This window comes from Spirulina sp. CS-785/01, assembly GCF_028330525.1.
Taxonomy (GTDB): Bacteria; Cyanobacteriota; Cyanobacteriia; order Cyanobacteriales; family Spirulinaceae; genus JAQMSD01.
In genome coordinates this window covers 13,579-34,324 of record NZ_JAQMSD010000242.1, presented here as the reverse complement: position 1 = coordinate 34,324, position 20,746 = coordinate 13,579, and the positions used below count along the sequence as shown (strand labels likewise).

Annotated in this window: 15 protein-coding genes; 10 read left to right on the top strand and 5 right to left on the bottom strand. The window is 44.6% G+C overall.

The features are described 5' to 3' along the window. Positions 1-476 precede the first annotated feature (476 nt). The 8 genes from clpB to PN462_RS15855 all read left to right on the top strand — a co-directional run bounded on the left by clpB (position 477) and on the right by PN462_RS15855 (position 10,784). Entirely contained in the window at positions 477-3,365 is a 2,889-nt protein-coding gene (clpB, locus tag PN462_RS15890; RefSeq protein WP_272129750.1) for an ATP-dependent chaperone ClpB, read from the top strand. A gap of 38 nt (positions 3,366-3,403) precedes the next feature. Further along, on the top strand, positions 3,404-4,354 hold the full coding sequence (gene hpsE, locus PN462_RS15885) for a hormogonium polysaccharide biosynthesis glycosyltransferase HpsE (RefSeq protein WP_272129748.1): 951 nt from the start codon (positions 3,404-3,406) through the stop codon (positions 4,352-4,354). Continuing rightward, positions 4,351-5,301, top strand: coding sequence for a hormogonium polysaccharide biosynthesis glycosyltransferase HpsE (hpsE, locus tag PN462_RS15880; protein ID WP_272129746.1), 951 nt, complete (start codon positions 4,351-4,353; stop codon positions 5,299-5,301). The genes hpsE (PN462_RS15885) and hpsE (PN462_RS15880) overlap by 4 nt, the downstream gene beginning before the upstream one ends. Then, complete coding sequence (locus PN462_RS15875) at positions 5,302-6,465, top strand: glycosyltransferase family 4 protein (protein WP_272129744.1); 1,164 nt, start codon at positions 5,302-5,304, stop codon at positions 6,463-6,465. A gap of 9 nt (positions 6,466-6,474) precedes the next feature. Continuing rightward, positions 6,475-7,692, top strand: a complete 1,218-nt coding sequence (locus PN462_RS15870; RefSeq protein ID WP_272129742.1) for a glycosyltransferase family 4 protein — start codon at positions 6,475-6,477, stop codon at positions 7,690-7,692. 45 nt (positions 7,693-7,737) lie between these two features. After that, a complete protein-coding gene (locus PN462_RS15865; protein WP_272129741.1) occupies positions 7,738-8,361 on the top strand; it encodes a class I SAM-dependent methyltransferase in 624 nt (207 codons plus the stop codon). 147 nt (positions 8,362-8,508) lie between these two features. Beyond that, positions 8,509-9,534: an Npun_R2821/Npun_R2822 family protein gene (locus PN462_RS15860; RefSeq protein WP_272129739.1), complete on the top strand. Its 1,026-nt coding sequence runs from the start codon at positions 8,509-8,511 to the stop codon at positions 9,532-9,534. Between the two features lie 371 nt (positions 9,535-9,905). Continuing rightward, complete coding sequence (locus PN462_RS15855; protein ID WP_272129737.1) at positions 9,906-10,784, top strand: sialate O-acetylesterase; 879 nt, start codon at positions 9,906-9,908, stop codon at positions 10,782-10,784. Here PN462_RS15855 and PN462_RS15850 read toward each other — a convergent pair. After that, positions 10,761-11,867 carry a CIA30 family protein gene (locus PN462_RS15850; RefSeq protein WP_272129735.1) on the bottom strand — a complete coding sequence of 369 codons (1,107 nt, stop codon included), beginning with the start codon at positions 11,865-11,867 and terminating at the stop codon, positions 10,761-10,763. The genes PN462_RS15855 and PN462_RS15850 overlap by 24 nt on opposite strands. A 93-nt stretch (positions 11,868-11,960) precedes the next feature. Between PN462_RS15850 and PN462_RS15845 the strand changes: the two genes are divergently transcribed. Both PN462_RS15845 and PN462_RS15840 read left to right on the top strand, forming a co-directional pair. Further along, positions 11,961-15,005: a D-alanyl-lipoteichoic acid biosynthesis protein DltD gene (locus PN462_RS15845; RefSeq protein ID WP_272129733.1), complete on the top strand. Its 3,045-nt coding sequence runs from the start codon at positions 11,961-11,963 to the stop codon at positions 15,003-15,005. 164 nt (positions 15,006-15,169) lie between these two features. Next, complete coding sequence (locus PN462_RS15840; protein WP_272129731.1) at positions 15,170-16,825, top strand: MBOAT family O-acyltransferase; 1,656 nt, start codon at positions 15,170-15,172, stop codon at positions 16,823-16,825. A gap of 34 nt (positions 16,826-16,859) precedes the next feature. Here PN462_RS15840 and PN462_RS15835 read toward each other — a convergent pair whose 3' ends face one another. The 4 genes from PN462_RS15835 to PN462_RS15820 form a co-directional block, all read right to left on the bottom strand. Beyond that, complete coding sequence (locus tag PN462_RS15835) at positions 16,860-17,081, bottom strand: hypothetical protein (protein ID WP_272129729.1); 222 nt, start codon at positions 17,079-17,081, stop codon at positions 16,860-16,862. Between the two features lie 127 nt (positions 17,082-17,208). Next, on the bottom strand, positions 17,209-18,495 hold the full coding sequence (locus PN462_RS15830) for a DUF4255 domain-containing protein (RefSeq protein ID WP_272129727.1): 1,287 nt from the start codon (positions 18,493-18,495) through the stop codon (positions 17,209-17,211). Between the two features lie 143 nt (positions 18,496-18,638). Next, the gene (locus PN462_RS15825; protein ID WP_272129725.1) at positions 18,639-19,304 is read right to left on the bottom strand and encodes a response regulator; all 666 of its coding nucleotides are present in this window, start codon (positions 19,302-19,304) and stop codon (positions 18,639-18,641) included. A 149-nt stretch (positions 19,305-19,453) separates the two neighbouring features. Then, positions 19,454-20,608, bottom strand: a complete 1,155-nt coding sequence (locus PN462_RS15820) for a sensor histidine kinase (RefSeq protein WP_272129723.1) — start codon at positions 20,606-20,608, stop codon at positions 19,454-19,456. Positions 20,609-20,746 lie beyond the last annotated feature (138 nt).

The window sequence follows — 20,746 nt, the reverse complement described above, 5'->3', positions numbered from 1 at the left end:
GGTCTATGTGTAGCCTAAGAGGTTGTGAGTCTCAGCCGCATCGTTCGCGCAGCGTCTCCGCAGGAGAAGCGGTATCGACTCACCCGCTTTCCTCCCCCACCTGTTCCGAGGTGGGGGAGTCCCGCGGCTCTTTTGTTGAAAAAATAGCTGATCATTGAACCACAAAGACACAAAGGACACAAAGGGAGAGCTTCAACCGTGCAAGCCTAGTGGTGGATAGGTCTCAAAAGATCCAAGCTAGGAAGTAAACATCAAATGATTAAGTTTGAGTAAGTTTTATAGAGCGGAAGATAAAGGGAGTGTCCCAAGGGGGAGGATGTCCATCAAAAGGCTCGACAACGCTGAGGGGAAAGGGGTTTACAGTTCCCGGCAGGTGATCCTCGTCAATCCCCATAACTCCCCCTCCTGAACGCTAAAATAACAAAAGAAACTCACCTGATATACTAAGACCCGGAACGGCCTTACCAAGAAACGCAATGCAGCCAACAGACGCGAGCCAATTCACCGAACAGGCATGGGATGCCATTGTCAAATCCCAAGATATTGCCCGTCGCTACAAAAATCAACAACTAGAAGTCGAACATATAGTCCTCTCCTTACTCGAACAAGACGACGGACTCACCCAACGTATTCTCAATAAAGCCAGCATTGATCTTGGCCGCTTCACCCAACAAGTGGACAGCTTCACCCACCGTCAAACCAAATTCCCCTACATCGAACAACTCTACCTCGGTCGCGGTTTAGATGTTATGCTCGATCGCGCAGAAGCCTCCCGCAACAGTTGGGAAGACAAATACATCTCCGTCGAACACCTCCTCGTCGGGTTTGCCGAAGATGAAAGACTCGGCCGCAAACTCCTCCGCAGCTTCAACCTCGACCCCCAAGACCTCGAAGCCGTGATAAAATCCGTGCGCGGGACAAAAAAAGTCACCGAACCAGACTCCGAAGAACAATACGAGTCCCTCAGTAAATATGGCCGCGACTTAACCGAACAAGCCAAAGGGGGTAAACTAGACCCCGTAATCGGTCGGGATGAAGAAATCCGCAGCGTTATTCAAGTCCTCTCCCGTCGCACCAAAAACAACCCCGTTTTAATTGGTGAACCTGGAGTCGGCAAAACTGCCATAGCCGAAGGACTCGCCCAACGTATTGTCAACGGAGATGTCCCCGAATCCCTCAAAAACCGCCAACTCATTTCCCTCGATATGGGAAGTTTAATCGCTGGTGCAAAATATCGGGGCGAATTTGAAAACCGTTTGCGAGGAGTCCTCCACGAAGTCACCCACTCCGACGGACAAATTATTTTATTTATCGACGAACTGCATACCGTAGTGGGGGCAGGAGCATCCAGCCAAGGCTCAATGGATGCCGGAAACCTACTCAAACCCATGTTAGCACGGGGCGAACTGCGCTGTATTGGCGCGTCCACCCTCGATGAATACCGCAATCATATCGAAAAAGACCCCGCCTTAGAACGCCGCTTCCAACAAGTCTATGTCAAACAACCCGGCGTTGAGGATACCGTCTCCATTTTACGAGGACTCAAAGAACGCTACGAAGTCCATCACGGCGTAAAAATTACCGACTCCGCCTTAGTTGCTGCGGCCACCCTCTCCCATCGTTATATTGCCGACCGCTTCCTCCCCGATAAAGCCATTGATGTGGTCGATGAAGCCGCCGCACGCCTCAAAATGGAAATCACCTCGAAACCCACGGAATTAGAGGACACCGACCGCCGCATCATGCAGTTACAAATGGAGAAACTCTCCCTCGAAGGAGAAAAAGAAGGTAGTAGCAGCGTTTATAGTGCCTCCAAAGACCGTTTAGAGCGCATTGAACAGGAAATTAAAGAACTAGAAGGGAAACAGCAGCAACTCACGGCACAATGGCAGTCTGAGAAGCAAATGCTGGACGAAATGAACGTCCTGAAAGAGAAAGAAGATAAAGTGCGTTTACAGGTTGAACGGGCCTTTCGGGAGTACGACCAAAACCGCGCTTATCAATTGAAATACGAACAAGAAACCCTACAACACGAACGAGAGGAGAAAGAAGCCAAACTCTTGGAAATGCAGTCCCAAGGCCGTGCATTATTACGGGAACAAGTTACCGAGGCCGATATTGCCGAAATTGTCGCCCGTTGGACAGGTATTCCCGTCAACCGTCTGTTAGAGTCAGAACGGCAAAAACTCTTACAACTCGAAGGCCATTTACACGGACGAGTCATTGGTCAAGATGAAGCCGTGGCCGCCGTTTCTGCCGCCATTCGCCGGGCTAGGGCAGGGATGAAAGACCCCAGCCGACCTATCGGTTCATTCCTGTTTATGGGTCCCACAGGGGTCGGAAAAACTGAGTTAGCCCGGGCTTTGGCGGAGTTGCTCTTTGATAGTGAGGAGTCGATGGTGCGCCTCGATATGTCCGAATATATGGAGAAGCACACCGTCTCACGCCTCGTGGGTGCGCCTCCGGGTTATATTGGCTATGAGGAAGGGGGACAACTCACTGAAGCCATACGCCGTCGGCCCTACTCGGTGGTGCTGTTGGATGAGGTGGAAAAGGCACACCGAGATGTTTTTAACATTTTATTACAAATCCTTGACGATGGTCGCGTGACAGATTCTCAAGGTCGGCTCGTGGACTTCCGCAATACGATTATTGTGATGACCAGTAATATTGGCAGTGAGGATATTTTACGACTGCGAGAGGAAGGACAGGAGAAAAGTGCGATTAATGCGAGAGCATTAGAGAAACTCAGAGCGCATTTCCGTCCAGAATTCCTCAACCGCATTGATGATTTAATTATCTTTACGGCCTTAGAACGGGATGAACTGCGGAAGATTGTCACGATTCAGTTACAACGGTTACAGACGTTATTAGCAGAACAGCAATTAAGTCTTGATCTGACTCCGGCGGCTCAGGATTATTTGGTAGATGTGGGCTATGATCCGGTGTATGGGGCGCGTCCTCTGAAACGGGCAATTCAGAAGGAATTAGAAAACCCTATGGCAACGAGAATCCTTGAAAATGCTTTTGTGGAGGGGGATACGGTGTTAATTGATTGTGCAGAGAATTATTTAACCTTTACTAAGGAAACGAATACTGAGCAAGTCCCTGATACGGTGAGAATTGAACCTAACCCTCCCCAAGTGGAGGAAAAGGCCACTCCTGAACCTCTCCAAGAGGCAAAAACAGCTATTCCTGAACCTCCCCAAGGGGAGAAAGAGGAGGAGAAACCCAAACCCCCAGAGGAAGATAAGACTCCTCCTCCGTCTGAACCGCCTGAGAATACTGTAACTCCGGAAATTGTGGCGGATACTGAACCTTATACTCCCCTGTCGCAAAAGGAAGTTTGGGATGGAGAATGGTGATTTTTGATCTATAACAGAAGAAATTTCTCTTATTCCCTATGTCCTTTGATTTGACCGTCGCTATCCCCACCTATAATGGTGCTGGACGTTTACCTCAGTTGCTGGACTGTTTAAAGCGGCAAGTCGAGACGGAATCTCTCGGTTGGGAGGTGCTGGTGGTGGATAATAATAGTCGGGATAATACGTTGGCGGTTGTTGAGGAGTATCAGCAGCAGTGGTTGGCGGATGTGCCGTTGCGGGTGTGTACGGAGACGCAGCAGGGTGCGGCGTTTGCGCGTATTCGCGGGATACACGAAGCTGAAGGGGAGTTGGTGGGGTTTTTAGATGATGATACTTTACCCAAGGAGAATTGGGTGAGTGCGGCTTGTCGGTTTGCGCGGGAATATCCCCAGGCGGGTGCGTTTGGCAGTCAAATTCATGGGGAGTATGAGACTGAACCGCCGGAGGATTTTGAGAAAATTGCTAGTTTTTTTGCGATTACGGAACGGGGGGAAATCCCTCATTTGTATCATCCCCAGATGAAGATGTTGCCGCCGTCTGCGGGGTTGGTGGTGCGTCGGCGGGTTTGGTTGGAGATTGTGCCGGAGCGTCCGTTTTTGACGGGGCGATCGCAAAATTCGGTGTTAAATAGTGAGGATTTGGAGGCGATTCTTTATATTCAGAATGCGGGCTGGGAGATTTGGTACAATGCGGAGATGGAGTTATATCATCAGATTCCGCGCGATCGTTTAACTAGAGCCTATCTCCTTTATTTAGTCCGCAGCACTGGGTTAGCTCGTCATCACATCCGGATGTTGCGTTACAAACCTTGGCAACGGCCTTTTTTGTTTCCGGTGGGGTTGGCTAATGATATTAGAAAGGCTTTGTTTTATTTTCTCAAATACCGTCATCGTTTTCAAGAGGATGTGGTGGCGGCCTGTGAAATGGAGTTTCTTCGCAGTAGTATTGTTAGTCCTTTTTATCTTTGGAAACAGGCGTTAAAATCATGATTGACTTTACGGTAGCGATTCCCACTTATAATGGTGCATCCCGTCTTCCTTTGGTGTTAGAAAAGCTTACGCAACAAACTCAAATTGAGTTCCTCAATTGGGAAGTTATTGTAATTGATAATAATAGCACTGATGAGACAGGAAATTTAATTAAAAACTATCAAAAACAATGGTCTTTTCCCTTTGCATTACATTACTATTTTGAATCCCAACAAGGATTAGCTTTTGCCAGAGCAAAAGCGATTCAAAAAGCACAAGGAAAATATGTTGGTTTTCTAGATGATGATAATATTCCGGCATTAGATTGGGTTTATCAAGCCTTTCAATTTGGGGAAAACTATCCTCGCGCTGGAGCGTATGGGGGACAAATTCATGCTAAATTTGAAGTCCCGCCTCCTGAAAATTTTGATAAAATAATTGGGTTTTTAGCGATTCGAGAACGCGGAAATACTTCCAATTTATATCAGCCAGAAGTTTTAAGTTTGCCAACTGGGGCTGGATTGGTGGTGCGCTCAAAAGTATGGAAAACCTGTCTTCCTGAAAAACCTTTACTCAGTGGCCGTACAGAAAATTCTTTAGTGTGTGGTTCAGATTGGGAACCGCTTTTATATATGTACAAAGCGGGTTGGGAAATTTGGTATAATGCTGCAATGCACATTGATCATTTAATTCCTGCGCAACGCTTAGAGGACGATTATTTATTATCATTGATCCATAGTTCTTGTTTGACTTTTTTCCCCCTTCGTATGTTAGTGACTCCAGTTTGGAAAAAACCTTTGGTTTTAGTGCGAACTATTTTAGGCAATCTTTATAAAGCCATTCTTTATCGCTTGCAATATGGAAATAAAGTACAGGAAGATATTATAGCTAAGTGTGAATTACAAATTTATTTGAGTCGTATTTCTAGCTTTTTTTATTTTTTAAAACTCAAAATACAAGGAGTTTAAATGCAAATTATTGCTTTAACGACAGAACCGAGTTCTTCTCGTGGAGGCCAACCATTATCTACTCTTTCTGTTTGTCAGTCTCTTGCAGAGCGAGGCCATAGTATCATTTTACTTTATTGGAAAGAAGGAGATTTATTAGAACAGTATCAGAAATTTTGCCAAAAGATTATTCAAGTTCAAGTTAAAGATATTAATAAGTACCAATTAATTCGTTCGAGTATAAAACTATTATACTCAACTTTTTTAACAGCAAACTCTCTTAGTTTATCTAAACAGGAAAAAAAAGTTATTTATTTAGATGATTGCCAGAATTGCTTATTTGCCAATCTTTTTGGTTTTTTTAAAGGTACAATTCCTTCGGTTTTTCATATTCGACAACCTATTTTACCAAAAGTTCCTCGCAAATATTGGATCGGGATAAAAAAAATTACCGCTTTTATTACCGTTTCTCAAAAAATTAAAGAACAATGGTCAAATCTAGGGTTAAATCCCAGTCAGTTTACTGTTGTTTTAAATGGTGTTGATCCTTTATATTATCAACCAAGTTTAAATTGGCAAGAAAGTCGAAAACTATGGGGATTGTCTCAAGATGAGAAAATTATTACTTATTTAGGTCGTTTAGATCGAGAAAAAGGATTAGAAACATTACTTAAAAGTTTTTCTTTACTGAATCAAGCAAGCCAATTGCCGTTAAGATTACTGATTGCTGGAAGACCTGTTTTGCATCCTACTCTTGAACAAGGCGAACAATATAAACAGTTTTTACAACAATTAACTATTGATTTAAAGATTCAAGAGCAAGTGTCGTTTTTGGGCTATGTCAAGAATACTGTAAAACTTTATCAAGCAAGTGATTTGATTGTTCTTCCGAGTGTCTATGCAGAACCTTGTGCTAGAGTAATTATTGAAGCTATGGCTTGTGGTATTCCAATTATTGCGAGTAATAGTGGTGGTAATCCTGAGCTTTTAAATTACAAATTTCAAGATTTTTTGTTTGAAATCAATAATGAAAAAGAGTTATTTCAAAAACTAGAAACTTTTATTGATTGGAGAAAAGATAGACCAAAATTACAAGGAGAATTACATCAGTTTTTTTTGAACAACTTAACTTTAGAAAGAAATGTAAACCAAGTTGAAGATATTTTACAAAGTGTCGCAAAATGAGTTTTGATAATGAAACTTGAGTCAATTCTTTATTTATCTCCTGGTAATCTGCCATCTCCCATGGCACATTCTCTCCAAATTGCGAAGATGTCTCAGTCTTTGGCGAAAGAATTTACCAACTTTACATTAGTTACTCGTGGGGATATTCTTTCTTTTCTAAGCGGAATGGATTCAGCTTTTCAAGAATGGTATGCTCTAGAGGACAGGTTTCAATTAATGCGTTTACCATTGCAGATTAATGTGGAATATCCTTTACCGGATCAGTATTATCCTCCTAGAGCTTATTATAAAGTAGCACTTTTATATACTTGTTTTAAGTCTCCTTCTCTTATCTATACTCGCTCTCCTGAGTTTGTGAAATTACTACTTAAAATGGGTTTACCTGTTCTTTGGGAATGGCATGAACCAATTGAGAAAAATTCGGCCTATCATCAATTCTTAAAAAGTTCTCATTTACTAGGAGTGGTAACAACGCTTCCTCAAATTGCAGAAAGTTATATGAACTGTGGTTTATCTGAAGATAAAATTTGCGTTGTTCCCAATGGTGTTGATTTAAAAACCTTTTCTCCTTATCTTGAGCGATCTATTGCTCGCCATTATTTAGGTTTACCACAGGATGAAACTATTATAGTTTATTCGGGACATTTGTATGAATATAAAGGAATTCCAGTCATTTTAGACTTAGCTCAACAGCTACCGAGTTGCCAATTCATTTTAGTGGGAGGGTGGGAAACGGATGTCCAAAGGGTGCGATCGCAATGCCAAGAAAAACAGTTAAATAATATCAAGTTCATTGGACATATATCACAAAATAAACTAAAATACTATCTTTATGCAGGAGATATTTTATTGCTACCAACGAGTCAATATTGGGAATTAGCGAATGCCACTTGTCCTTTAAAACTCTTTGATTATATGGCAGTTCAAAGACCCATTGTTGCATCAGCTTTACCAACAATTCAAACCATTTTAACCGATCAAAAAAATGCTCTTTTAGCTCAACCTGATCAAGCCGATTCTTTTAAAGAAGCTATTACCCAATTATTGGCTCAACCTCAATTAGCTAAACAACTGACCCAACGAGCTTTCCAAGATGTTCAGCAATTTACATGGGAGCAACGAGCTAAACAAGTGGTTGACTTTGCTACTCAGCAACTTGCTCCAGTTTCCAATCCATGGGGGCAATTGACCCAAAATTTTTTTAAATACTTTAGAAAAATTATTTAAAATTAAAAGATATACTATTTTAGCCACTCTCAGACCCAAAAACTCATGAATAAAAATAACCACGAGTATGTATCCCAAAAAAGATTAATTAGTTACTATAATCAGTCTCGCATTATTCGCGCCTTGGGTAACGAAGTGAATACAATCTTAGAAGTCGGGATATACAATTCGTTTTTATCAAAATTATTGAATCCTTATGGCTATTCAATTACCACAGCAGATGCTGATCCAGAATTAAATCCCGATATTTTATTAGATTTAACCAAAGATATCGAGCTTCCTCAAGATACCTTTGATGTTATTGCACTTTTTCAAGTCTTAGAACATATACCTTATGAAATCTTTGAAAAAGTGCTGGTGACATTGAGCCAAACCACTAAAAAATATTTGGTCATTTCTCTGCCTTTTTACAGCTATTATATTATGCTGCAAGTGCAATCTAACTTTTTATTAAAGCGCACGCGATCGCTAGTTTTACAAATCCCTAAATTTTGGACTACAATCCCCTTTGCTAAAGAACATCATTACTGGGAAATTGGACTGAAAGGATATCCATTGCAGCGAATTCGCAACTCTTTCAAACAAAGTGGTTTAACCATTAAACGAGAATATCAAGACCCACTTAATGCCTATCATTATTTCTTCGTATTAGAAAAAACGTCTAAATAATCCATTTTAATCGGTTTACTATATTAGTGTTTTTTTTCAATCTCTGAGCGTGTAACGGCTAAATATTTACGTTGATAATAAAAAACTAGGGTGAGTTTTTTTGCGTTGATCAGAGATTTTAGTTCTTTGTTTTTGGGGTTTATTTTAATGAATGTTAAGCCAATGAAACCTTTAGGGATTTATACCCTTGCTAATGATTTAGTATTCAACCAGTTGGTTGCATTTCTGAATAGCGTTGAGGTCAATATTAGCTCAACAATTCCTATTTGTATTATTCCCTTTGATGATCAATTGGAGCGAATAAAACAAGAAATTGCGTCTCGTCCCAATGTGAGTATTTTTCCAGACCAAAATATTCTGAAAACTTGGGAAAATTTCGCTTGTGCTTATGCACAAGCACATCCAGAAGCAAGAGGAAATCCAAATTCTCATCCTCGCTGGTATCAAGGCAAATTACACCGTCGCTTTGCGGCATTTCATGGAATTTTTGAGCAATTTGTCTATTTTGATGCCGATTCCTTAGTCATGAAACCGATTGATGATGTCTTAGATAAATTAACAGAATATGACTTTGTGTTTGATGATTGGGAACATACAAAACTCACTCCCTATGCTGCTTTAAATATTCCTTTGATTGAAGAAACGAAAGCATTTTCAGAAGCTGAAATTCGCCCAAAATTGCATTGCTCTAGCTTTTGGGGGTCAAAGCGAGGACTCTTTCCTGCTGAAGAATTAGCCACCCTACAAGACTATTTAGTGAACCGTGGAGAAGCAGTTTGGATCAACCGGAAGGGGTGGTGGGATGATGCCTATTTTTTTAATTATTTGACTTTACGGTGTGAACGGCCTTTATTTAATTTTACTCTCAGTTCTAATTCCCAAGATCGGACGGGGAATTGTGCGGATGCTGATCCGTTTCAAGATATTAATCACATTCTTTATAATGCACAAGGATTAAAACCAATTCATCGTCTCCATTATATGGGGTTCTCTGAAAAGGATTTTGTGAAATTAGTGCAAGGGATAGATGTAGGGATTCCCTATAAAGAGGTGTTTTTACATTATCGCTTTCTTAAAAATCCTCAAGAGAAACCGATGCGTTTTCGTTCTCAACGTTTATGGGTGAAACTTCAGCGATGGATGAAAATGATTCAGAGGAAACTGAGACAGTAATCAGCATTTTAAGTTGACAGTTGATAGCGTCCGAAGTTGTCCAACTAAAAAGAAGGTCAAAAACTAATTACCATAAGGCTTTTGGCTAATGTAAAACACTTTTAAACTGGGTTTCTTCAAGTGAGCAAAAATACTCTAATCCCTTTCCCTGTTCCCTTGCCTTGTTCGCGTAGCGTCCCGTCAGGGGTAGCGAAGCCGAAAGGCTGTTCCTTCCTATCACATACCAATTTAAAGGCACAACAGCTTAATTTTAGGCGATTTTTAGTTTCACCGAGAGTAATCAATGATAAAATTTTCTATTTATGAGGTTTTCTGGTGCTTCTCCTGTCTTAACCTATCCCCATAATGTTCTCCTTTAACCGTAAGTCTTTATGATGCGTCAAGTTTTGTCTTCTCTGAGTTTCTTAACGGTGTTTGGGTTGATTGTTCCTCAATCCGTGACAGCGTTAACTTGTCCTCAAGAAACTCGTCCGGTGTTTATTTTAGCGGGACAGTCGAATATGGTGGGGTCTAAATCGACTATGACCACGCTTCTCCCCTCGGATCGACGAGTCCAGGAGAATGTACTTTGGTACAATGAGGAGAATCAATGGGAAGCCTTGCAACCGCCAACTGAACCCCTTCCCTTTACTCTCTACAAACAAGAGGGAGGGTTTGGGCCCGAAATCACCTTGGGACAAACGATCGCGCGTCGCCTACAACAACCCGTCGCCATTGTCAAGTATGCCGTAGAAGGGTCAACCTTAGCAGAAGACTGGAATCCAGAAAACCCCGACTCCCTGTATTATGCCATGCGCGATCGCGCCTATCAGGCCATCGGTCAACTCAGCCTACAAACCCCCCAACCCGTCCAAATCGCCGGATTTTTCTGGATGCAGGGAGAATCTGACGCAAAAGACGAAGACATGGCCCAACAATACGAAGCGAATTTAAGCACCTTAATCACCCAACTACGACAAGACTTCCACACCCCCGACCTCCCCATCATTATCGGTCAAATCTTCCTCAGAGAAAATCATCAGAGTTACCACCCCCCCAAAACCTTCCCCTGGGGAGACCAGATTCGTCAATCCCAAACCCAAGTCCATGAAACCACCCCCAACACCGGACTTGTAGAAACCCTCGACCTCCCTAGAGACGAAGATAACCTCCACTTTAACAACCCAGGACTCATGGAACTCGGCCACCGTTTAGCCGAAAGTTGGTTAACCCTCACCTGTCCTGCATTAACCCGTCACGGGACGTTCTAACACCTGCAAACACTGTTCCCCCACCGTCTCCGCAGAAACCCCCGTCACCATTCCATAGGGTAAACTACTGGTTTGTAAACTCGCCTTCTCCGTGACCTCAATCTCATCCTCTCCCACCCAAATAAACTTAGGAGTCGGTTCTCCCCCATAGGCCGCAATCCGTTCCAACTGTAACGTAAACCCCCCCGGTTCAAAAGTGGGATTTAACCCCCCATCATACTCAAACTTACTCAACATCAATTGCAGAGAATAAATACAACTAGGATCAAACCCTCCCACATCCGGCAACGTTTTCGCACGAAACACCGGAATTAACTCCCGGAAGGGAATCCGTACCGTAATCCACTCTTGGGCCACCGTATCAAAGGAATAACAATAACTCACCCCATCCCAACGCCCCTCACAGCGCATAATAAACTTATACCGTTTCCCATCCCCACAAACCCGTAACTCAATCCCCTCATATCCCGATAAATCCAACGGAGGGTCAAAATTACGATTGCGAACCGAAGCAAACCCCCCCGAATTGGCCGTCGAAACATTTCCCGCAAACACCGCTTTCCCCTCCACTAAACGAATTCCACTCTCACTCACTCCCCCCATCACCACATCATCCACGGCCCCCCAACTCTTGCGTAAATCCTCCGTTACTTGACCAAAATCAAACAAGGTCGTTGTCTCCCCTGTCCCTAAATGGTGTACAGTAGCTTGAAGCAAACCGCGAAAATCTTCCCCTGTGTCACAATAGATCACGGTTTGTGCCGATTGAAACGCCTGTGCAGATAAATCTCCCGTCACATAGTCCACCCCTTCCCCCAGTTGTCCGGGTTGAATATGAGGACTATAGACCCGTACCGGATAATGCTGTTGCTGTAACAGGTTCACCAACGGTTTCCCTAATTCTGGGGTGACATTCACCAGTAAAATTGTGCCAATGGGGGGAGTAACAGGATCATTCACAGTGGATTCATCTCCAAGGACTAACGTCTTGAGGCAAGGAATAAAGCGGAGAAAGGGTAACGTATCAAAATAGGTAACAGTGCGCAAAAAGCGACCGAAATTCCAAGAGGGTTGTTGACTCATGTTAGGTTAGTGTTTCATCTTCCTTATTTGTTAATTTTAAAGTTAATTTAAAGAGAAAACAGTGAATTAGAGAAGAGTTGATTCGGGTTATAAATGTGGGACATTGAACAACGCCAGACTACAATAGATCCTTCTTCCCTCGCCCAATGGTTGTATCATGCCATTCGAGAACCGGGGGTGCGTTTGCGGATTCGCTTGCGGGGGAATAACCTGCACATTCTCTGTGAGGGGTCTCAAGTCCCGGAAGTCCAGACCATTTTACCCCGTCTGGTGGAGGCATTGCGATCGCAACAGAAGGGGTTTCGCCAGTTTTTCCGCAATGCGGAAGACCCGATTTATAAAATTATTCTCTATGGTCGTCGCATTGGCAATCAACGTCCTAATTGGATCGAGTCCCTCGTATTAGAACAGATCTTGTCTCAACAACCCACGTCCCCAGAGTCCCTCCCCTCGGAGGTGCAACCCCCAGAAACAGACCCCCAGAAGGGTCAGCAGGACTCCACCGTAGGGGGGAGTGAGAAAGACCCCTCTAAGAACGGTCAACCGTCCAATTCCCATTCTGCCGACAATCAGAGAGTTGCACCTCACCCCACTTTGCTTATTTCTAATGAACAGTTAGCCCGAACCGGGTCCCCAGAAGCGATCGCGCGATACCTCAGTGAATCCCTATCACATCTCGGCGTAAGTGTCAAGGTATTAATTCAAAAACTCCCCGATGCCAACCCCACCGACAACAAACGCCTCTGGGCCATCTGTACCTGTCACTATAGCCCCGATGCCTCCCTCATCGCCGAACCCATCGCCCAACAACTGCGAGACTTAGAACTAGAAGGCTTTAAAGAAGCCATCATTCGAGCCCAAGTAAGCGGCGAAATTGCCCCCGACTGGGTACTTCAGATCGACCTCACCCACACCGAAGAAATGTTGCGGGACTGGGCCCGGTGGGGGGATATCCAGTCCATTGACCGTCTCCTCAATGAATGTTTAGCCAGTCAGGGATTACAAGTCGGAACCGTCCTCAAAGAAACCACCCTGCACATTTTCTGCGCTTGGGACTTCGAGACCGTCCCCGATAGCGATGTTCCCGCCAAAGAGAACACTGTGGCCATTATTGAGGACATTTTAGAAAACCTCGCCCCCCAAGGCCTAACCGGGGCCACCATTTACGGGGTCAAAAGCCCAGAATTACAGGGCTTTATCCCCCACGAATCCCCCACCCTCGCCTTAGATCATCTCCGGGATGCCCCCTTGTGGGTGTCTTGGTTGGAACTCCCGGCGGCCACCGATGCCTATTTGGCCCCCTCCACTTCAGCTTTAGCCAGTCAGAAAAATCCCGCCGCCTTAACCTTTTTAATTCAACGCCTCTTAAACCCCGACATTGACAGTCGTTTGGCCACCGGAGGCATTCGGGTCAAACTCTGTTTTAAGGGGCAATTGCTACATATTATGACCGAAGCAGTGGTTTGTCCTCGCCAGACACAAGTGGCCGCCGCGATTGAAGGATTATTAAATTCTCTGGGTATTGTCGGGGTGACAGGGGCCCGGATTTATGGCCGTCGGGCCGGACAAAATAGCCCCTTGTGGAGTTATGGCATTGATTTTGAGTCCTCTCAGCCCAGTTTAGAGTCGGCAACGTCTCTGTTAACCCCAGTGCCGGAGTTTCAGGAGGTAGAGGCCAAGCTATCTAGTGAGGAGATGGAAGTGCGCCCCCCAACCCCCTTGTCAGGGTGGGAACGGTGGCGACAGGTCATTCAACGGGGGCTATGTGCCACCCAGTTATTTAAGGTGCGACCCACGGAGGAGAATTCGCCCTCTTTGGGGGCAGAAATGGGGCTATCGGAGCAAGATGACCATACCTTGCCTGTCGCGCTGATTTGGGGCTTATTGGGCTGTTTGTTGACGATACAGGTAGATTGGATGGGGCGGCAATATTTACCCGCTTCTCCACCCACCCAAGAGGTGGCCCAAATGGAGACGGGCAATACAGAGGCGGAGAAGAAGATGACGCAAGCGGCCCTGTTAGCGGCGGCCCGATCCAATAATCCGGGGTTTAATAATCCCCTGTTGGAGGAGAAATTGGCGTTATATCAGGCCCGGGTGAAGCAGTCGGGACCGCCGGATATTTTAATTGTGGGCAGTTCTCGCGCTTTGCGGGGGATTGATCCTACGGTGTTAAAACAGGAGATTGTGGAACGGAGACGGGCGGAAACTCCGGCGGATGAGTCGGTAAGTGAGACGGTGGCAGAGTTAGAGGTGTTTAATTTTGGCATTAATGGGGCGACAGCGCAGGTGGTGGATTTTGTGGTGCGTCAGTTGTTGACGACGGACCAGTTGCCTCAGTTGGTGATCTGGGCCGATGGGGCCCGGGCGTTTAATAGTGGGCGGCCTGATTTGACGTTTGAGGCCATTACCTCGTCTCGTGGCTATCGTCAGGTGGAAAAAGGGAGATTTCCTCGGCAGAAAAATCCCTTGTATCCGGAGGGGGATCAGGTGGATTTATCTTTGGGGGCTTTGAGTGAAACGTTGTCTGAGGGGTATCAGGAGGCTAATGGGTGGTTTAGTGAGGCATTGGGAGAGTTTTCGGCATTGTATCAAAGGCGCGATCGCGCGAAAACCTGGCTCACCACTCAACTCTCCTCTCCCCTCCCCACCCCAGCGGAAATCAACCTAGAAGACTTAGACACCGAAATTACAGCCACCGAAGATATTGATCATGACGGCTTTTTAGCCCTAGATTTACGGTTTGATCCCGATACCTATTATCGCTCTCATCCCAAAGTCACAGGGGCCTATGATCAAGATTATGATTCCTTTGCCCTAGCGGGACAGCAATATGAGGCGTTCCAAAATTTAATGGGCTATTTAAACCGCCATGAGGTCGAGGTATTATTTGTTAATCTTCCCTTGACCAATGAATATTTAGACCCCGTTCGCAGTAAGTATGAACAGGAATTTCAAGAACACATGAGGGCCGCAGAAGATCGATATGGGTTAAAATTCCGCAACCTCGCCCAACGTTGGCAAAATCGCCATTATTATTTCTCTGATCCCAGTCATCTCAACCAATACGGGGCCCGTCGCGTTTCTTCCCACTTAGCAGAAGACCCCATTATTCAGAAGGATTTGGGGAATTGGTGATTGGTAATTGGTAATTGGGGAGATGGGGGAGATGGGGGAGAACAAAGAACTAAGAACAAACAACATTACTGTTGACTGTTGACTGTTGACTGTTTACTATTCCCTATTCCCTATGTCACAAAGAACAAACAAAAAACAACAAATAACCAACAACAAATAAAAAAATGACCTTTTTAGATAGTTTTTATGCGTTATTTTTAATTATTTTAACTTGGCTTTATTGGCAGCATTCTAGCTTAATTAATCTCTTTAATAAAATCTTAAATAATTCCTCCAAACCCAGTGAAGATTTAGAGCAAAAACCGCAATATAAAACACAGCAAAATAATCGCTCTCTCCAACTTTGGCTCATTATCATTGCGAGTTTAATCTTTTACTCATTTCTACAACTTTATTATATCCCACTTCTCATTATTATTACGCTCTTAAACTTCTATTTAGGGAAAGCTATGGCCGTGCGGTGGCAATGGCGGAAGATTTCTAAAGAAAGTTCTCCTCAGACTAATGAGAATGGGCAAAATACAACCTCAGCGTCTCATTTATCTGAGCAAGAATGGTTCACAGCCCATCAAGTTTGGAGTAACCGCAATGGACATATTTTAACCTTCGGAATAGGGGTAAATGTTATCCTCTTATTGAGCTTTAAATATATCCCCTTTTTATTAACAACCATTGGCGCAATTCTAGATTTTCCAGTAGCCATTGAGAGTGCAGGATGGTTTCAAGAAAACTTGATTGCACCTCTAGGAATCTCTTTCTTTACCTTTGAATGTATTGCCTATTTAATCGACGTTTACCGGGGCGCACCAGCGACCTTTAATTTACTGAAATTTGCAGGTTATAAGCTCTTTTTTCCCAAGCTCATTTCCGGGCCAATTACCCGCTTTCATACCTTCGACGCGCAATTTCGGGATCATTCCCGGCCTTATCCAGAATACTTTATTCAAGGGTTATGGTTGATTGCTTGTGGTGCAGTGAAAAAAGCTCTCATTGCTGATAATTTAGGGATTTTTGTTGATCTCTGTTTTGGGAATTTAGAAAGGGCCGGAAGTGGTGATCTTTGGTTAGCGACACTGGCCTATGGGTTACAACTCTTTTTTGATTTTAGTGGTTATGTGGACATTGCTCGCGGAAGTGCCATGTTTCTTGGGTTTACCCTCCCGGAAAATTTCAATGCTCCCTATTTCACTACCAGTATTGCTTCCTTTTGGCGTAGATGGCACATGACGTTAGGAAATTGGTTACGCAACTATCTGTATTTTCCCTTGGGGGGGTCCCGTCAAGGTGTCACCCGCACTTGTTTAAATTTACTGGTGGTGATGCTCATTGCGGGGATTTGGCATGGGGCCGCTTGGGGGTTTATTATCTGGGGTGGATTACATGGCCTAGCGTTGGTGGCCCATCGTTTGACGGATATTTACAGCAAACATCATCCCCAGTTCGGGCAATGGTGGCAAACCATTCCAGGGACTATTACAGCATGGGTATTGACGCAGGGAATGGTTTTTTTGGCGTGGATATTTTTCCGACTCCCAGATGTGCGTCAAGCTCTTTATGTGTTGTTCCATTATTTTAATAAAATAGGGGATGCGCAGTTTACTCAAAAGGTATATGTAGAGGCGTTGGGGATTGGGCGAACGGATTTATTAGCAGCAATTGGGCTATTATTGGCAGGGATGGGGATTACTTATTTTGGCCAACGGGGGTTAAAGTTACAACTCCATTGGCATCTCAAGTTAGTGCTTGTGCCATTATGCCTTTTTGCGGTTTGGATTTTAGCTCCAGAGGAGGGGTTACGTTATATTTATTTTGATTTTTGATGGGATGATTTTTGAACCCCAGAGACACAGAGAACTAGGTTTTATTCTGAATTAATTCCTCTAAATAGGTTTGTGCGGTTTCGGGACTCATGGTTAAGGCTTCGCCATCTTTGAGAATTTCGTACATTCCTCCTTGAAACCCATGGCCGGCAATGAGTCCTAACTGAATGGCTTGGTTGCCTAGTTCATAGAGGCGGTTAAAGCTAATTTGCAGCATTTCTGCATCCATTTGATCTCTCACTTGTTCTTCATCCATGATTAATTTTGCTGGTATATTGAGGGATTTAATTCAGAGTGAATGGATTAACATTTAGATAACGCTTAGATAACGATTCAGGTTAACTAGAGGATGAGTGGGAACTTTAATACAAAACATTGCATTTTTAAACGATTAAGAGTTTAGGGCTAATATACCAATTAAAGGTGTCACTCTCTGGATTGGTATCGACTTCTAATTTACTCTCAGCCCCATCAACGTGCAACCGAATTAAATAATCTCCAGCTTTTACACCTTGAAAAGGAAAGCTAAGGGTTTTGGTGTTTCGTCGGTGTCGTGTGGCTTCAAAGAGGTAGTTTTGGGGGTTTTGGGTGGACCATTCATTGAGGGAGATGATGACACGCTGTTTGGGACGAATGGTTAAGTTGCTGTTGATTTGGATTTCTCCCTGACGGGTTTCTTCGGGATGGCCGGTGATGGATAACAGGTCACAGTTGACGATGGAGGGACGCAGGACAAAGGGGACGATGTTGGATTCTACGACTTGTTGGAGGGGTTGACTATTGCCGTTGTTGTTGGTTGTGCCTTGGGGATGAATAACTTGTAGGGTTTGGACTCCGGCATAAAGGTTTTGGGGGGGAATCGCAGCGAGGGAGAGGGTGATTTCGGTGGGGGTTACTTGGTCTGGACTGATTTCTAAATCTCCAATTCGGATCAAGGTTTCTTCAAATCCGGCTAGGTTGTTGCCGCGAATGAGGATGGTACTCTCGCTTTCAATGGGTTGAAGGCGACCGTTTTGGTTGATGACTTCGGTGATATTGGGTTGGGAGAAGTAGGGGCCAACTGGGCCGGACGGACGATCTCTGAGGGGTAAGGATTTTTCCCCGGCTTCTTCTCCTTCGATCATGGCCACGGTTGCTTTATAGGCGGTGGAGAGGTTGTAGGGGGTTTGAAAGAAGACGGACCAGACTTTGGAGAGGTCTTCGAGGGAGAGGTTGAGGGGGGAAAAACTGATTTGTTCAAATTGATCGCGGAGGGTGGAGTCGGCGAGATAATCGAGGTTGGCATCGACGAGGGTAGTCTCGATCATGGCATGGGTGAGGGTACTGTGATCGGAGAGGGTGCGAATGACACTACCGAGAAGTCGTTGGGGTTCGAGTTCTGCGTCGTTGCCATAACAGGTGATCATGTAGTGCATATCGAGGGCAGTCCGCGATTTTGTTGCCGCTTCTCCTTTCCGGTTACGTCGTTGAATTTCTGCACTATTGCCCCAAATATGGTTAAAGGGGACTTGGTAGAGGTAAAGATTGACTCCGGTTTGGGGGGTGGCTGTTCCGATCGCATCGGGCCGTAAGGTGGTAACTCGGGCCCCTTCAACATCTCGTTGGATCGCCACCTGTAACAATCGTTGTAAGGTGGCGGTTACAGTGGCAATAGCAAGGTGATTACTCATTGATTAATTTCGGATCACGAGGAATTGTCGGGGGGAATAGACCTGTTTCGGGATTAAGTCGCCATTTTACCCTAGCTAGGACGGGGGACGGTTGCCCATTGGGCTTTAGTCGCATTTTTGTCTTTTGGGGGTTGAGGGAGGGGTTAGGCCCGGACTAATCCTAACTTTAAGGCTTTGACGATCGCTTGGGTGCGACTATTGACTCCGAGTTTTTCAAAGATGGAGGTTAAATGGGCTTTGACGGTGGCGACGGTAATATAAAGATGTTCTGCGATCGCTTCGTTGGAGTCTCCTTGCACCAACCAGTGTAAAACCTCTTGTTCCCGTTCGGTTAAATTGAGAGATTGGGCAATGGGGAGGGATCGACCCGCTAAAAATTGAAAATGTCGGAAAAAATGGGTGGCCACTTCGGCGGCCAGATAAATTTGATTATTGAGGACGGTGGCAATGGCTTCATGGAGTTGATTGGCTAAACTATCTTTAAAGACATAGCCGACAGCCCCGGCTTGCATGGCGCGAAATATCCAGTCATCATCATGATGGGCCGATAAGACTAAGACTTTCCCTAAGTTGGGCAATTCTCGCAAGCGTAAGAGGGCATTAATGCCGTTATCGGGGGGGAGTTCGAGGTCGAGTAAGATGAGTCTAGGATGCTGTTGTCGCGCTAAGGTTACGGCTTGATCAACGGAGGCCGCTTCCCCTACGATGTCAAATTCTAGTGACCCGTTTTGATTATAAAATTCTAAGAGGGTGCGTAGTCCTTGCCGAAATTTTTGTTCATCATCGACTAATAGGGTGGAGATGGGCATTTTTTTATAGTTGATAGTTGATAATGGATAGTTGATAATTGGTCATTGAAGCTAAGAAACCGGGTTTCTGTGTGAAATTTAGGCGAAACACGATAACTTTAGATAGAAACCCGGTTTCTCCAACAAACAACCCAGAACAAACAACAAACTTATAAATAAAATTCCCCGACAATACCGATAATTTCTTCTGTTCCTTGACGGGGGAGGGTGATTTCAAAAATTGCGCCGCCGTTGGGGTGGTTTTTGGCGATAATATTGCCTTGATGTTGGTCTAGAATATCTTTTGCGATCGCAAGTCCTAGACCAGTTCCCCCCGATCGGCGAGAATAAAAGGGGGTGAAAACCTTTTCTAGGTCTTCGCTGGAGAGTCCTTGCCCTTGATCTCGGATGGTCATGGAGGCTTCTTGACCGTTTCCTTGCCACTGTACCTCAATTACACTGTCCTTGGGACTAAAATCAATAGCGTTACTTAATAGATTTTCTAACACTTGTTTGATTTGCCAGCGATCGACCGCAACAATTAAACTTTTTTGGGGATAAACTAAAGTTATATTTTTCTCCCTTAACCAAGGTTGAAACACCCGGATTAACTCTTGAAACATTTTCCGTAAGTCGTAGGGGGCCAGATGGAGGCGACGTTCTGGGGTACAATCGAGGAGTTTGCGCAAACTGAGGGTTAAATCATTCACCGTTTCTCGGATGGTTAACGCTTGTTCTCGGAATGACCCTTCTGGGAGTCCTAATGACAGGTTTTCGGCATATAATCCAATTAGGGCTAAGGGATCACGGAGTTGGTGTTTTCCTCGTTGTACCAGTTGTTCGAGGTGTTGGATTTCTTGCTGTTGACGCGCGATCGCGCTCACTGCCACCATATAATCCTGTAACAAGGCCCCTTGCTGGCTAAATGCCGCTTGTTCCCCTTCCGAAAGACACCGAGAAGTCCAGAGTAACCAATACTCATTCCCTTCCGACTGGGCCGTTAACCCATACACATAGACAAAAGTCGAACAATCCGCAAAGGGAATGGGAATCAACTGTAAACTAGGCCGTAACGTCTCCGTTAACCACTCCTCCGACTCCAAATAACTAAGAATCTCAGCATTTAACTCTCCCTGAGTAGAATAGCGAGATAAATGCCGTTCCTCTCCTAACCCATTACGATACACAATCCAAGTGGCCAAAGGGGTGTATTGTTTCCCCACTTGTTCAACTTGACGACGGCAAATCTGCGTTAAATCGGGAACAGGGGCAAACATAGACGCAGCAGACACAGACCCAGGATAGGCTAACGATAACGGGAACATAAATGCAATTTGCCCACAGAACCAGCAAAATTAAAACACTTATTCCCTATTTAAAACCCAACCCCGAATCATCCGGAAAGAGTTCAACAATTTTGTTACAAAAATTTTGAGAAACCAGATTTTTCCAAACAGCAACCC

Bases quoted from the DNA above. Each gene is read 5' to 3' on its own strand.
- clpB (WP_272129750.1), top strand. From the start codon at position 477: ATGCAGCCAACAGACGCGAGCCAATTCACCGAACAGGCATGGGATGCC.
- hpsE (WP_272129748.1), top strand. From the start codon at position 3,404: ATGTCCTTTGATTTGACCGTCGCTATCCCCACCTATAATGGTGCTGGA.
- hpsE (WP_272129746.1), top strand. From the start codon at position 4,351: ATGATTGACTTTACGGTAGCGATTCCCACTTATAATGGTGCATCCCGT.
- PN462_RS15875 (WP_272129744.1), top strand. From the start codon at position 5,302: ATGCAAATTATTGCTTTAACGACAGAACCGAGTTCTTCTCGTGGAGGC.
- PN462_RS15870 (WP_272129742.1), top strand. From the start codon at position 6,475: ATGAAACTTGAGTCAATTCTTTATTTATCTCCTGGTAATCTGCCATCT.
- PN462_RS15865 (WP_272129741.1), top strand. From the start codon at position 7,738: ATGAATAAAAATAACCACGAGTATGTATCCCAAAAAAGATTAATTAGT.
- PN462_RS15860 (WP_272129739.1), top strand. From the start codon at position 8,509: ATGAATGTTAAGCCAATGAAACCTTTAGGGATTTATACCCTTGCTAAT.
- PN462_RS15855 (WP_272129737.1), top strand. From the start codon at position 9,906: ATGATGCGTCAAGTTTTGTCTTCTCTGAGTTTCTTAACGGTGTTTGGG.
- PN462_RS15850 (WP_272129735.1), bottom strand. From the start codon at position 11,867: ATGAGTCAACAACCCTCTTGGAATTTCGGTCGCTTTTTGCGCACTGTT.
- PN462_RS15845 (WP_272129733.1), top strand. From the start codon at position 11,961: ATGTGGGACATTGAACAACGCCAGACTACAATAGATCCTTCTTCCCTC.
- PN462_RS15840 (WP_272129731.1), top strand. From the start codon at position 15,170: ATGACCTTTTTAGATAGTTTTTATGCGTTATTTTTAATTATTTTAACT.
- PN462_RS15835 (WP_272129729.1), bottom strand. From the start codon at position 17,081: ATGGATGAAGAACAAGTGAGAGATCAAATGGATGCAGAAATGCTGCAA.
- PN462_RS15830 (WP_272129727.1), bottom strand. From the start codon at position 18,495: ATGAGTAATCACCTTGCTATTGCCACTGTAACCGCCACCTTACAACGA.
- PN462_RS15825 (WP_272129725.1), bottom strand. From the start codon at position 19,304: ATGCCCATCTCCACCCTATTAGTCGATGATGAACAAAAATTTCGGCAA.
- PN462_RS15820 (WP_272129723.1), bottom strand. From the start codon at position 20,608: ATGTTCCCGTTATCGTTAGCCTATCCTGGGTCTGTGTCTGCTGCGTCT.